Raw genomic sequence first — 13572 nt, 5'->3', positions numbered from 1 at the left:
GTACTTGGCTCTGCGCCCGGCACGGCGAGAGCACGCACCTGACGCCGCGCGGCCGCCCTGCGGGCGACGACGGGAATTGTCAGACAGGCCCTAGGGGCAGCCCTGCCCCGCTGTCAGGCGCTCCGGCCCGGCTCCGGTACGGGTACCAGCGCGGGCGTCGGCGTCTGCGGCGGGCGTCGCATCAAGTACGCCGCCCCCGCGCCCGCCCCGAACAGCGCCACCAGCGAGATGCCCGAGGCGAACCACGTCGCGCCCAGCCACTGGCCGCCGAAGTAGCCGAGGGCCACGCTGTACGCGGCCCATGCGAGTCCCGCGAGGATCGACCAGGGCAGGAACTCGCGTACGCGCCGGTGCGCCGCCCCCGCGCCGAGTGAGACCAGCGAGCGGCCCGCCGGGGCGAAGCGGGCGAGCACGACGAGCGTGCCGCCGCCTCGGGCGAGCGCCGCGCCGAGACGTTCCTGCGCTCCCCTCAGGCGCCGGGAGCGGGCGATGGCGCGGTCCAGCCGTGCGCCGCCGCGCCAGGCGAGCCGGTACGCCACCAGGTCGCCGAGGACCGACGCGGTCGCGGCCGAGAGGATCAGGGAGAGGATGTCCGGCACGTGCTGGACCGCCGCTCCGGTGCCCGCCGCGGCAGCCGTCGCCGCCGTGATGACCAGCACGCCGCTCGGCAGCACCGGCAGAAAGACGTCGAACAGGACCGACAGCGCCACTACGGCATAGATCCATTGGCTGTAGATCCAAGGGGTGCCGGACAGCGACCCCACACTCTCAAGCACCGAAACTCCCCTGTGTCTCCCCCGTAGGCCCCGAACCGTGCCGTGTGCCGCGGTGTCGCGGGGGAGCGGCAGGAGCGGCCTGTGACAGCCATACAGCGTACGCCTCGGGTGGGACAGGAGATCCACAGGGGGCTCGTGTGTTCGCCACACCATGTTCACCCGGCTGCCACACCCCCGGGGCGGGCGGCCCGCACGTCCCGTACCAACGAGAAAGGGGCCACCGATCGGCGATGGCCGATCACCGATCGCGAGCACAGATCGCCAAAGGAGCGGAACCGACGATGACGTCAGGCATAGAAGGCGCAGTGCGTGCAGAGACCGCAGAGGGCGCGGCGGACGCGGAGACCGCAGAGGGCATGGACGGCGCAGCAGGCGCAGCGGCCGCAGCGGGCGCGGACCGCGCGGGTGGTGTCGCGGGTGCCGTCGTGCGCAGGGCCGTCGTGGTGCTCGCCGGGGCCCTCGCCTCCGTCGCGCTCACCGCCTGCCCCTCGGACGCCGACGGTCCCGCGGACTCCGATCCCGCCCCCGGCTACCGGATGCGTACGGACGCCCGCTTCGCCCCGCCCGGTGCCTTCGTCCCGTCCGCGGCGGTCACGTACGACGACACCGGACTCGTACCGCCCGCCGCGTGGATCGAGGTGAGTCAGCGCAGCGAGGAACGCGGGCGTACGACGGTGGCGTTGCGCGTCACGGGGCTGAAGGCGGGGCACGCGTACGGAGTTCATGTGCACCGGGACCCGTGCGGCGCCGAGCCGGCCGCGGCGGGCGGGCACTATCAGCACCGGCCGTCCACGGACCCCGCGGCGGTCAACCCCGAGAACGAGGTCTGGCTCGACTTCACGGCGGACGACCGCGGCGAGGGCGGGGCGAGTGCGCGGCACGACTGGAACTTCCGGCGCGGCGAGGCCGCCTCCGTCGTGCTGCACGCCGAGCCGGGCGGTGCGGGCGCCCGGCTGGCGTGCTTCACCGTGCCCTTCGGGTGGGCCGGCTGACGGCACGCCCTGCGGAGGCGGCGTACCGGCTTGGTGCAGGGGCGCGTTGAGGCCTGCGTGTCAGGCCGCGACGGGCTCCGAGGGGCGGTTCTCCCCGGTCGTCGAGGACGAGCGGCCGGGGATGAGCCGGTCCAGGCCGAACGCGCCCGAGCCGGTGAAGACGAGCAGGAGCATCGACCAGCAGTACATGGCCGCGCCCTCACCGCTGTTCTCGATCGGCCACAGCGCCTCGGGCTGGTGGACCTTGAAGTACGCGTAGGCCATCGCGCCCGAGGCGATGAACGCGGCGATACGGGTGCCGAGGCCGAGCAGGACCAGGGTGCCGCCGACGAGTTCGATGACGGCCGCGTACCAGTTGGGCCAGGCGCCGGTCTCGACGGTGGCGCCCTTGCCGTCCAGGCCGCCGAGGACGCCGAGCAGCGAGACGGCTCCGTGGCAGGCGAAGAGCAGGCCGACGACGATACGGAACAGGCCGATGGCGTATGGCTGGGCGCTGTTGAGGCGTCCGGTCATGTGGGATGACTCCTTCGGTGTCGGTACGGTCCTTGGCGGACCGGTGGGGAACGTAACCGAGTGAGTGCTCTACGTTAGGTCTGCCTATTCAATGCTTGCAAGTTCAACTTTGGGCCATGGCTTTTCGGTCGATACGGGTGTCGGCGCGGGTTCCGTTTTCGTCTCCGCGCCCCGTCCGACCTCGGCGGCAGCCGTTCGCAGGACGGCCCGCGCCACCGCGTCGGCGTCCGACAGCGTGACCGAGTCCACCCCTGGACGGACCCCCGCCGCGGTCACCCAGTGCACCCCCTCCGTCGGCACGCCGAACGCGAACCGCCGTGCGTGCGGCAGCCCTTGACGATCTCTCAGGTGGTAGGGGCGCTGTGTCACGTCGAGGCCCCCGGTCTCGTAACCGTCCACCGTGTGCGGGCGGCACTGGCCCGTCTTCAGGAGCCGGGCGAGCAGCGCGTCGGCGGTGCGCCGCAGGTCCGGTTCCGGCAGCCGGGCCTCGACGAGCGTGGTCGCCGACACGGTCGAGCCGGGCACGTCGGGGGAGTGCGCCACCCACGCCCCGTCCTCGGCCCGGACCTCAAGGCGCGGGCCGATCACCTCCAGCACGCCCGCCTCGACGAGCGCCGCCATCTCCTCGATACGGCGCCGGGGCGGGCCGATGGACAGGAACGCGTTGAGCGGGGTGTACCAGCGGTCCAGGTGCTCCCGGCGCGAGGAGCCCGCGAGGCCGCCGTGGTCGACGATCTGCCGCAGTTCGTTGCGCAGGTCGCGCAGCACGTCGAGCGCAGCCTTGAGCGGTCCTTCGACATTGCCGAGCGCGGCCTGCGCCGCGTCCTCCCGCAGATGGGCCAGCAGCCAGCCCCGGAAGTCGGCGGGACCGGTGAAGACCCGTCCGCCGTGCGGGCGTGAGACCCGGTCCCAGGACCAGCGGTCGGCGGCCGGCACTCCGAACTCGTCGAGCACCGCCGCCTCTTGGGGGTCCCGGTGCGCGACGGCGAGGAATCGCTCCCGGAAGTCGCGTACCACCGGTGCCCCCGGGATGCCGGTGGAGCCAGTGGAACTGGTGGTGCCGGTGGAGCCGGTGGCGCGGCGGGCCAGCAGGGTCTCGTAGTAGACCGTTTCGACCTCCTTGGCCACCAACGGCCATATCTCCGTGAGGAAGTCGGGGGCGTCGCCCGAGTCCGCGCGCTTGCGGAAGGCGGCGATGGCCTCCGGGGTGAGCACGAGCGGGAGGTGACGGCCGTACGGGCCCTTGGCGTTGTCGCCGCGCGCCTGGTACGGGATGCCGCGCCGGGAGCCGGCCACCAGGCGCGGCTCGCGACCCGAGGGGAGGTAGCGCGTCCCGGCCGCGGTGCGTACGAAACGGCCGCCGCGGCCCGTCGTCAACAGGGCCATGTGGTCGAAGAAGTTGAGGCCCAGACCGCGCAGCAGGACCGTCTCGCCGGGGCTGACGTGGGAGAGGTCGAGGTCCGCCGGGTTGGCGGGCGGGACATGGCGCAGCCCGTGGCGCTCGGCGTGCGCGGACAGCCGCTCCTGCGCCTGGTCCGCCACGACCGGCAGATGGCCCTGGGCGAGGACCACGGCCGCCAGGCCCGTCAGGACACGGCCGTTGTCGAGTACGAGGGTCTGGCGGCCGTCGGTGGCGTCGTCGAGGCGGGTCGCGCGCGCCCGGTGCGTCTCGATCCGCAGGGCGGGCGGCGCCCCGCGGACCACCTCGCCGAACACCCACTCCAGGTACTGGCCGTACTGGGCGCGGGTCGGGTAGTCGTCGGGCCCCAGCCGTCCGGCCGCCTGCCCGCCCGCCTGCCCTGCGGCCTGCCCGCCCTGCTGTTGCGCGGCCCGTCCCTCCGCCCAGGCGTGCAGGCCGGGCCCGGGGCGTATCGGGCCCGAGCAGTCCACGCTGTCATCGGTGAAGAGGGTGACCTGGGAGGCCACGGTGTTCATCAGCAGCTCGGCCGGCTGCGCGGTGCGCCAGACGCGGCCGGGGCCCGGCGGGGACGGGTCGACGACGTGGACGGTCAGACGCGTGCCGGGTGTGAGGAGTTCGGGTGCGGAGGCGCACAGGCGTTCCAGCACGCTGGTGCCGCGCGGTCCGGCGCCGACCAGGGCCACGGAGAGGCGGTCTGTTGGTTCCGACAAGGGGGAGACTCCCGGACAGGTGGGGCATGCGCGGCTCACCGCCCCGGTGGAAGCGGACGGTCCGCATCATCATGCCGTCGCACACCACGGGATCCGACCCCTGAAGCGGATCAACGGCACCGGTTGTGGCATGCCTCACGGGACTCTCACGACGCATCCACACCAAGCATCAGCACACGGGCAACCCGCGAGATATGGGTACGAGGCCAAGTGCACCGCCCGTGAGGGACGGCGTCCCGAACAGGGGCGCGGGGAACTGCCCGCCCAGCCCCCACCGGGCCCGCAGACGAACAGCCACCCACAGGCGGAGCGTTCAGCTGAGGACGGACTCCACGATCGTCCTCAACCGCGCCCCACCACCCCGCTCCGCACGCGCGTGGTCAAGCCGCAGCCGGGCCGAACGCCCGCTCAGCGTCAGCGTCATCAGCTGGTTGCCGAACCAGGGCCCGCCGGTCTTGCGCCAGTCCACCGGCGGAGCCGCGACCCTGCCGTGCCGGGCGAACCGCCGGCCGAGCGCCCGTCCCACCCCGCTCCAGCCGAAGCGGAAACCGACCCTGATGTACGGCGGGATGGAGTTGTGGACGGGGGAGCAGGTCAGCTGGACCACCCGGGCGTCGGGGGCCGCGAGCCCTTCCCGCCAGACCGGCTCGGCGACGTACGCGTGATGCACGTCCCCGGACAGCACACAGATCGTCGCGGGCGCCTGCGGCCCCGAACCGGCCTCGGCGATCAGCCCCGCCAGCTGGTCGAAGGACGACGGGAACGCGGCCCAGTGCTCCAGGTCGGCCGCCCGCCGCAGGTTCTCCCCCCGCCGGGCCCAGCGTTCACCCCGCTCGCCCCGGCACATCGCGGCGTTCCACGCCTCCGCGTCGTGCACGAGGTTGGGGAGCAGCCAGGGCAGGGAGGTGCCGATCAGCAGGTGGTCGTAGGCGCCGGTGCCCTCGGGTGCCTGCTCGTCCAGGGTGTGGCCGTCCCGTATCTGCTCGCGCAGCCACTGCCACTCCGCCGGGTCGAGCATCGACCGGTTCTGTTCGTCGAGGACGCGGGCGGCGCGGCTGTCGACCATCACGAGGCGGGTGCGGCCGAAGTCGCGGCGGTAGCTCCAGCGGACCGAGGCCGGATCGGCGTCGGCCCGGGCGGCGAAGGCGCGCAGGGCGTCCGTGCCGTCGGGCGTGGCGCGGACCTCCTCGTACAGGGGGTCCTCGGCGAGGCGGTCGGGGGAGAGGTTGCCGAGGTGCTGGTGGACCCAGTACGACATCAGGCCGCTGAGGACGCGCTCGCGCCACCAGGGGGTGTCCCGCATGTCGGAGACCCAGGCCTCGCTGGTGTTCCAGTCGTCGATGACGTCGTGGTCGTCGAAGATCATGCAGCTGGGCACGGTGGAGAGCAGCCAGCGGACCTCGGGGTCGAGCCACGATTCGTAGTAGAGGTGCGTGTACTCCTCGTAGTCCGCGACCTCGGCGCCGGGCGGCTGGTCCAGGCCGCGGCGGGCCTGCAGCCAGTGGCGGGTGGCCTTGGACACCTCGTCCGCGTACACCTGGTCGCCCAGCAGCAGCAGGACGTCCGGGCGCTCGCCCTGCGGGTCCGCGGCGATCCGGGCCGCGAGGGTGTCCAGCGCGTCCGGGCCGACCGGGTCCTTCTCGCCCTCGGGCGGTGAGGCCCAGCGGCAGGAGCCGAAGGCGACGCGGACGGTCTCGTGGTCGTCCACGGGGGTGTGGACGGCCGAGGGCGGGAAGGGCGAGTCGGGCAGGGGCCAGACGCGCTCCCCGTCGAACAGCACCTCGTACGCGGTGGTGGTGCCCGGTGTCAGTCCCGTGACCGGGACCAGGGCGTAGTGGTGGCCCGCCACCTGGAAGGTACGGGACTCACCGCCCGAGCCGTCCGCACAGCGGACCTCGGCGGTGGCCGGACGGCTCGCCTCGACCCAGACGGTCGCGGACGAGCCGTCGACATACCTCAGCAATGGACCCAGGCGCAGGCTCGCCACGTGATCACCTTCCTCCGTCGCCCCGTACGGTACGGAACGACGGAGGCCGGTGGGGAGGTTCCGGCGAGAGATCGCGTGAGATCGCGTGCGGTACGGGTCCCGTGGCAGGTCAGCAGCCGCTGAGGACCGAGGTCAGCTTGCTCTTCTCCGCGGAGTCGACGGAGAGGTCGTAGTAGTACTTCACCTGGACCCAGGCGCGGACGTAGGTGCAGGCGTAGGCCGTGCGGGACGGCATCCACTCGGCCGGGTCCTGGTCGCTCTTCGACTGGTTCACGTTGTCCGTGACGGCGATGAGCTGGGGGCGGGTCAGGTCGTTGGCGAACGCCTGGCGCTGGGCGGTGGTCCAGCTGTCGGCGCCGGAGTCCCAGGCCTCGGCCAGCGGCACGAGGTGGTCGATGTCGAGGTCGGAGGCGGCGGTCCAGGTGGCGCCGTCGTAGACGGAGTACCAGGAGCCGCTGGTGGCGGCGCAGGCGGAGCTGGTGACGACGTTCGTACCGTCCCGCTTCAGCACGGTCTCGCGGGTGTTGCAGGTGCCGCTGATGGTGATCCAGTGCGGGAACAGGTCGCGGTCGTACCCGGTACGGTCCTCGGTCGCCACGGTGAGCGAGGCGAGGTAGGTGCGGGCGGTGGCCGCGCTGACCGGGGTGGGCAGCGCGGCGGAGGCGGCCGGGCCGTTGAAAAGCCCGGCCATGGCTATCAATCCGGCGAAGGCGGCCACTAGACTCAGCCGTCGACGCGCGTAGACCTTCGGCATGCGAACTCCCTACGGGTGGGGGGAAGTTGACCTGCGAGCGACTGAATGCTCGCGGGGGCCGGTTTCCGGGAGATGTGCGTCAGGTGAGAAGTTAATGACGTGGGCATGACACGACAAGGTGTGCGGCGGGATTCCTGGGGCGGGCCGTCTGCTTTGTCATGTCCTCGTGTGAAATCAGAAGGGACCCCCGGGTAGCGGGATCACTCCTTTGTTTTGTACCGTGGAGAAACAAAGTGGTCCCCGCTCGCACTCCCTGACCGGCGGGCGGGGCCACCTTGTTCCCCCGGAGGTGTGCGGGGTTCTTCTCGCGCCCTGGTCCACGCCTCGACGCGCGTTCCGATCCGCGCATCGGGCCCACGCTTTTCCGAGCCCACGCTTTTTCGATCCCAAGCTTTTCGATCCCACGCTTTTTGGAGCCTGCCGATGACGGCCTCGACCGTGCTGACCGCCCGCGCCCTGCTGCTGGACATGGACGGCACCCTCGTCAACTCGGACGCCGTCGTCGAGCGCGTGTGGCGCCGCTGGGCCGACCGGCACGGGCTCGACGGGGACGAGGTCATGAAGGTCGTCCACGGGCGGCAGGGGTACGCGTCCATGGCCGTGCTGCTGCCGAACCGGCCCATGGAGCAGAACTACGCGGACAACGCGCGCATGCTCGCCGAGGAGACCGCCGACATGGACGGGGTCGTGGCGATCGAGGGGGCGGAGGAGTTTCTCGCGTCCCTGCGGGAGCTGGCCGTGCCGCACGCGCTCGTCACGTCCGCGGACGTCGGGCTGTCCGCCGCGCGGATGGGGGCGGCGGGGCTCGCGCTGCCCGAGCTGCGGATCACCGCGGAGTCCGTGGGGGCGAGCAAGCCGGATCCCGAGGGGTTCCTGAAGGGGGCGGCGGAGTTGGGGGTCGCGCCCGAGGACTGTGTGGTGTTCGAGGACTCGGGGGCGGGGATCCTGGCGGGGCGCTCCGCGGGGATGCGGGTGGTGGGGGTTGGGGCTCGGGCCGGGTTTCATCGGCCTGATGCGGTTGTTCGGGATCTTCGGGGGGTTCGGGTCGAAGGGGTGGAGGGTGGGGGAGTTCGGTTGCGGGTGTTGTGACGGGTCCCTCCGGGTGGGGCGGGGTGGGGTGGGGTTGGGTTGTGTGTCGGGTGCGGCTCCGGTGGGGGCTGGTCGCGCAGTTCCCCGCGCCCCTAAAAAGCGACAGGATTGCGCCGTTCCCCGCGCCCCTGAAAGCCAGAGATTGCGCAGTTCCCCGCGCCCCTGAGGGTGGGGGATCCCGGCGTTGTTCGTGCGCGTGCAGGCGAAAGATTGCGCCGTTCCCCGCGCCCCTAAAGACTCTGCGCCCCTGAACGCCAGAGATTGCGTCGTTCCCCGCGCCCCCAAGGACCCCGCGCCCCTGAACGCCAGAGATTGCGCCGTTCCCCGCGCCCCCAAAAGAACCCGCGCCCCCGCAGGCGCAAGCCCGTGGCCCTGTGGGTGCGGGTTCGTGGCCCCCTGGGGCGGGGGGTCAGGGTTTGGTTGTTTCTGATTCCAGGTGGGTGCGGGTTTCTTCTGTGTAGACGCCCTGTTCCTCGTCCAGGCCCCGGGTGAACTGGTAGTTGCGTACCGCGTTCTCCGTGCGGTTGTCGTAGTCGCCGTCCGCGTCGCCCACGTACAGGGCCAACTGTTTGAGGCGCAGCTGCAGTTCGGTGACCTCGGGGCCCTCGTCGCCGCGGCGCAGGACCGCCGGGCCCGCCTTGTCGGTCGGGTCGGCGGCGGGCTGGGAGGTGCTGACCGAGTTCTCGGGGGACGGCGCGCGCGTCGTCGCGGTCGTCCTGGACGGGGCCGCCGACGCGCTCGGGGACTCCGAGGCCGAAGGCGACGGGCTCTCGCTCGCCGACGCGGACGCCGAGGCCGACTCCGACGCCGAGGGGGATCCGGAGTCCGACGGGGACGGCTCGTCCACCGCGGTGTCCGGCACGCTCGCGCGGATGTCGTCCGGGGCCGCGCCGTCGCGCGACGGCGACTCGTACGAGAACAGTCCGCTCGCGAACCCGGCCGCCGCGACCACGACCGCCGTGGCGCCGGCTCCCACGAGTACGAAACGGCGTCGGCGGCCCGTGTTCCCGGGGGCGTCCGAGGAGTCCGCGGGGTCGTCGTAACCGTCGTGACCGTCGGCGGGGGCTGCGGGGGCGGCCGGGAAGTCGTCGGGCGGGGTGCGCTGCAGCGGGATCGCGATCGTCGCCCGGTCGTCGGGGCCCTGGCCGGCCTCCGGCGCCGAAGGGAGCGGGCCGCTACCGGAGCCCGCGGTGGCGCCCTCCGCGGGGACCTCCAGATCCACGTAGGGGCGGATGCGCAGCGGGTCGAAGTCCTCCGCGGCAGCCGTCTCGGCGGACCGGGTCTCCAGGAGCTCGTCCGCGGCTCTGCGGGCGCAGCCGCATGTCGGGGAGCCCCCGGACTCCCTGGGTGCCCCGCATTCCGGGCATATATGACCGCTCCGGTCGCTCACGTCGTGGATCCTTCCCCGTACGAACTCCAGCGATTATGCAGACCCCCTCCACACAATCTCCCGGTTACCCCCGGAATCCCGAACTCCTGGCCGGATTCAACAGGCCATAACCGGTCACACCGACCAGGATGGAAGAGGAACGGGATTCTCGCGGCCGGGAGGTCTTCATGGCCGAGGATGCGCACGGCAGGGGCGGCGGTACGGGCGAAAGGGGCGTACCCGACGCGTCCCCCGACGGGCTTCGGACCCCTCGGCCCCGGGACCACTCGCGCGGCGCCACCGCCGTTCCTCCGCAGCTGCAGGGCGGTGTCCTCGTCTCCATCGGGGCGCTGCTCCTGGGGCTGCTGCTCGCCGCGCTCGACCAGACCATCGTGTCGACCGCGCTGCCCACCATCGTCAGCGATCTCGGCGGGCTCGACCATCTGTCATGGGTCGTCACGGCGTATCTCCTGGCCTCCACGGCCGCCACCCCGCTGTGGGGCAAGCTCGGTGACCAGTACGGACGCAAGAAGCTGTTCCAGATCGCCGTCGTGATCTTCCTGATCGGCTCGGCGCTGTGCGGCATGGCGCAGAACATGCCCCAGCTGATCGCCTTCCGCGCGCTCCAGGGCCTCGGCGGCGGCGGGCTCATCGTGCTGTCGATGGCGATCGTCGGCGACATCGTCCCGCCCCGGGAGAGGGGCAAATATCAAGGGCTCTTCGGTGCCGTCTTCGGTGCGACCAGTGTCCTCGGGCCGCTGCTCGGCGGGCTGTTCACCGAGCATCTGAGCTGGCGCTGGGTCTTCTACATCAACCTGCCCGTCGGGGTCGTCGCGCTCGCCGTCATCGCCACGGTCCTGCACATCCCGGTCCGCTCCCGCAAGCACACGATCGACTACCTCGGTACGTTCCTGATCGCGGCCGTCGCCACCTGCCTGGTCCTCGTCGCCTCGCTCGGCGGCAACACCTGGGGCTGGGGCTCCCCGCAGATCGTCGGCCTCGCGGTCCTCGGCGTCGTGCTCGCCGTGGCGTTCGTGGCCGTCGAGCGCCGCGCCGCCGAACCCGTGCTCCCGCTGAAACTGTTCGGCATCCGCACCTTCACCCTCGCCGCGGTGATCAGCTTCGTCGTCGGCTTCGCGATGTTCGGCGCGATGACGTACCTGCCGACGTTCCTCCAGGTCGTCCAGGGTGTGTCGCCCACCATGTCGGGCGTGCACATGCTGCCGATGGTGGCGGGACTGCTCGTCTCCTCGACGGTCTCCGGCCAGATCGTCAGCCGTACGGGCCGCTGGAAGGTCTTCCCCGTCGCGGGCACCGCCGTCACCGCCCTCGGACTGCTGCTCCTGCACCGGCTCGACGTGGACAGCTCCACGGCCGAGATGAGCCTGTACTTCCTGGTCTTCGGCCTCGGGCTGGGGCTGGTGATGCAGGTCCTCGTCCTGATCGTGCAGAACGCCGTCTCGTACGAGGATCTGGGCGTCGCTACCTCCGGCGCCACCTTCTTCCGTTCCATCGGCGCCTCGTTCGGCGTGGCCGTCTTCGGCTCCGTCTTCACCAGCCGGCTGAGCGGCGAACTCGCCGACGTGCTCCGGGGACAGACCCTCCCGCCCGGTGTGGGCGCCGACGCGCTCAAATCCGACCCCAAGATCATCGGCGAACTGTCGGCCGCGCTCCGGCCCCCCGTCGTCGAGGCGTACGCCGTCTCCATCACGGACGTCTTCCTGTACGCGGCCCCGGTCGCCGCCGTCGGCTTCGTCCTCGCCTGGTTCCTGCGCGAGGACCGGCTGCGGGGCTCGGTGACGGCGCCCGACGCCACCCAGACGCTCGCCAGCAACCCCGTGGAACGCTCCTCGTACGACGAGGTGTGCCGCGCGCTGTCCGTGCTGGGCACCCGGGAGGGGCGGCGGCAGATCTACGAGAAGATCACCGCCCGCGCCGGGTACGACCTGCTGCCCGCCGCGAGCTGGCTGCTGCTGCGCATCAGGCGCTACGGCTGGGCCGAACCCGCCGCCCTCGCCGAACACAGCGGGGTGCCGCTGCAGATCGTCATCGCGGCCGCACGCCAGGTGGAGGAACGGCGTCTGGGCGTACGGGAGGGACTGGACCTCGTCCTCACCGAACAGGGGCGTGCGGTGGCCGGGAAGCTGGCCGCGGCCCGGGAGGAGTCCCTCGCCGAACTGCTCGGCGACTGGTGGGGCCCGGACCGGCCCACCGACCTCGCCCAGCTCGTGACGGAACTCAACTCCGAGCTGTGCGGTTCCGACGCGGAACGGCCCTACGCGGACGCGTCGCCGAAGCCGGCCGGGCGGGCCCGGCTCGCCAAGTTAGGTGATCCGGGGCCCACTTGAGGGATCTCGTGACGTGGATCCGGCCACGGGCCGTTTGGCAGCCGAAGTCCGGGCAACCCGACGGAGGAAGCGGCCCGCTGGGCCCAGAACCCGGAAGGCAATCCATGTCCACAGGCGTGATCATCGTTCTGATCGTGATCGTGGTGGCCGTCGTCGCCGCCGTGATCGCTCGGCTCGTGATGGCCCGCGGGGCGGGCGGCGGACAGAGCCTGAAGCGGCGCTTCGGGCCCGAGTACGACCGGGCACTCGCCCGCCACGACGGCGACTCGCAGGCCGCCGAGCGCGAGCTTGAGGAGCGCGTGCAGCGGCACGGATCGCTGCGCCCGCAACCGCTGGACCCCGCGGCGCGCGACCGTTACACGGTGCGCTGGACCGCGATCCAGGAGCAGTTCGTCGACTCGCCGCGCGACGCCGTCGTCGAGGCGGACCGGCTGCTCGGCGAGGTGGCGGGCGCGCGCGGCTTCCCGGCGGGCGACCGTTACGAGGAGCAGCTCTCCGCGCTCTCCGTGCACCACGCGCACCAGGTGAACGGCTACCGCCGTGTCCACCTGGCCGCGCATCCGAACGGCGCCGGCGCCGACCGGGCCGACACGGAGGAGCTGCGTGAGTCCCTGGTCGAGGCCCGTGCGCTCTTCGACGCCCTGACCACCGCCGGGCGCGAGGACCGTGCGCAGCTGCGGAAGGCCGACAGGGACGGCGGCGAGGAAGCGGCCGGGACCACGCGAACCGACAGCCCCCGCGGCCGTTCGCACGCGCCGTGGGCGCTCAACAGGCGCCATGTGAAGGGGAGTTGAGACGAATGCCGGACAACACCGCGACAGGACCTTTCAAGGACCGGCGCGACGAGCGCGACGATGGGGGAGATGTGACCAGGACGCCGGGGATGGGAACGGACGGCGCGGCGCGGGGCGGCGGCTCCGCGGCCGGACGGCTCACGGGCAACGCGGGAGCGGCGGGCCCCGAGGCCTCGGCGCGGACGGGCTCCGCGGCGCGCGACGACGTGCTCGGCGGCCGGGACACGGCGCCCCAGGAGCGCGTACGGGACGGCCAGGACACGATGGTCGGCGGGCGGATTCCGGCCACCACGGGCCCGCGTACGCCGGAGCAGGAGCGCTCACCGGTGCGTGAGGGCACCGCGGGGAAGACCCCGGGCGGCCCTGCCAAGGCGGCCCCGGCGGCCGGCCGGAGCGGCGCGTCCCGCGAGAGTGTCCTCGGCGCCGAGGCGAGGGTGAACGCCGGGAACAGGACCGGTACGGACTCCGGGCGGCTCATGCCGCACGACGAGGGCGACAAGTGGTCGCAGCAGCTGCACCACGCGGTCGCCGGGTTCGTCGACGGGCCCCGCGGCTCGGTCGAGGAGGCGGACCGGGTGCTCCAGGAGGTCGCCGAACGCTTCACCGAGGCCGTCGCCCAGCGGCGCCGCGCCCTGAGCACGTCCTGGCAGAGCTCCGCCGAGGACAAGGCCGACACGGAGCAGTTGCGGCTGGCCCTGAAGGACTACCGCGAACTGACGGAACGGCTGCTGAGGATCTGACCCCGACCGCAGCCGTACGACCGGCTCGCGCAACAGGCCGGTCGAACCGAGGTGACTGAGCAGTGAGGCCCCGCCCGGGC

Annotated in this window: 11 protein-coding genes; 5 read left to right on the top strand and 6 right to left on the bottom strand. The window is 72.4% G+C overall.

What is annotated here, in order from left to right; genetic code table 11:
* Window positions 1–113 precede the first annotated feature (113 nt).
* Window positions 114–776: a DedA family protein gene (locus ACFWGJ_RS33120; RefSeq protein WP_387332043.1), complete on the bottom strand. Its 663-nt coding sequence runs from the start codon at window positions 774–776 to the stop codon at window positions 114–116.
* A 356-nt stretch (window positions 777–1132) separates the two neighbouring features.
* Here ACFWGJ_RS33120 and ACFWGJ_RS33115 point away from each other — a divergent pair, with 356 nt between their 5' ends.
* Window positions 1133–1768, top strand: coding sequence for a superoxide dismutase family protein (locus ACFWGJ_RS33115; RefSeq protein ID WP_387332045.1), 636 nt, complete (start codon window positions 1133–1135; stop codon window positions 1766–1768).
* A gap of 60 nt (window positions 1769–1828) precedes the next feature.
* On the opposite strand, the gene ACFWGJ_RS33110 is transcribed toward ACFWGJ_RS33115, so the two are convergent.
* The 4 genes from ACFWGJ_RS33110 to ACFWGJ_RS33095 all read right to left on the bottom strand — a co-directional run bounded on the left by ACFWGJ_RS33110 (window position 1829) and on the right by ACFWGJ_RS33095 (window position 7152).
* A complete protein-coding gene (locus ACFWGJ_RS33110; protein WP_387332041.1) occupies window positions 1829–2281 on the bottom strand; it encodes a DoxX family protein in 453 nt (150 codons plus the stop codon).
* 84 nt (window positions 2282–2365) lie between these two features.
* Window positions 2366–4411, bottom strand: coding sequence for an FAD/NAD(P)-binding protein (locus ACFWGJ_RS33105; RefSeq protein WP_387332039.1), 2046 nt, complete (start codon window positions 4409–4411; stop codon window positions 2366–2368).
* A 313-nt stretch (window positions 4412–4724) separates the two neighbouring features.
* Window positions 4725–6398, bottom strand: a complete 1674-nt coding sequence (locus ACFWGJ_RS33100) for an alkaline phosphatase D family protein (RefSeq protein ID WP_387332037.1) — start codon at window positions 6396–6398, stop codon at window positions 4725–4727.
* 109 nt (window positions 6399–6507) lie between these two features.
* Window positions 6508–7152 (bottom strand): HNH endonuclease family protein, encoded by a 645-nt coding sequence (locus ACFWGJ_RS33095; protein WP_387332035.1) that lies wholly within the window; start codon window positions 7150–7152, stop codon window positions 6508–6510.
* Between the two features lie 423 nt (window positions 7153–7575).
* Between ACFWGJ_RS33095 and ACFWGJ_RS33090 the strand changes: the two genes are divergently transcribed.
* On the top strand, window positions 7576–8241 hold the full coding sequence (locus ACFWGJ_RS33090; protein ID WP_387332033.1) for an HAD family hydrolase: 666 nt from the start codon (window positions 7576–7578) through the stop codon (window positions 8239–8241).
* A gap of 409 nt (window positions 8242–8650) precedes the next feature.
* On the opposite strand, the gene ACFWGJ_RS33085 is transcribed toward ACFWGJ_RS33090, so the two are convergent.
* Entirely contained in the window at window positions 8651–9463 is an 813-nt protein-coding gene (locus ACFWGJ_RS33085; protein ID WP_387332031.1) for a peptidoglycan-binding protein, read from the bottom strand.
* 335 nt (window positions 9464–9798) lie between these two features.
* On the opposite strand from ACFWGJ_RS33085, the gene ACFWGJ_RS33080 reads away from it, so the two are divergent.
* From ACFWGJ_RS33080 to ACFWGJ_RS33070, 3 genes are all read left to right on the top strand, one after another.
* Window positions 9799–11958 (top strand): DHA2 family efflux MFS transporter permease subunit, encoded by a 2160-nt coding sequence (locus ACFWGJ_RS33080; RefSeq protein ID WP_387332029.1) that lies wholly within the window; start codon window positions 9799–9801, stop codon window positions 11956–11958.
* Window positions 11959–12062: 104 nt separating this feature from the next.
* Complete coding sequence (locus tag ACFWGJ_RS33075) at window positions 12063–12752, top strand: hypothetical protein (RefSeq protein ID WP_387332027.1); 690 nt, start codon at window positions 12063–12065, stop codon at window positions 12750–12752.
* Window positions 12753–12757: 5 nt separating this feature from the next.
* Window positions 12758–13492, top strand: a complete 735-nt coding sequence (locus ACFWGJ_RS33070; RefSeq protein ID WP_387332025.1) for a hypothetical protein — start codon at window positions 12758–12760, stop codon at window positions 13490–13492.
* Window positions 13493–13572: the final 80 nt, after the last annotated feature.

It is taken from the genome of Streptomyces sp. NPDC060205, from assembly GCF_042728395.1.
In the GTDB taxonomy this organism is placed as follows: domain Bacteria; phylum Actinomycetota; class Actinomycetes; order Streptomycetales; family Streptomycetaceae; genus Streptomyces.
Note: the sequence above shows the minus strand (reverse complement) of the source record. Positions and strands in the feature narration are given on the sequence as shown.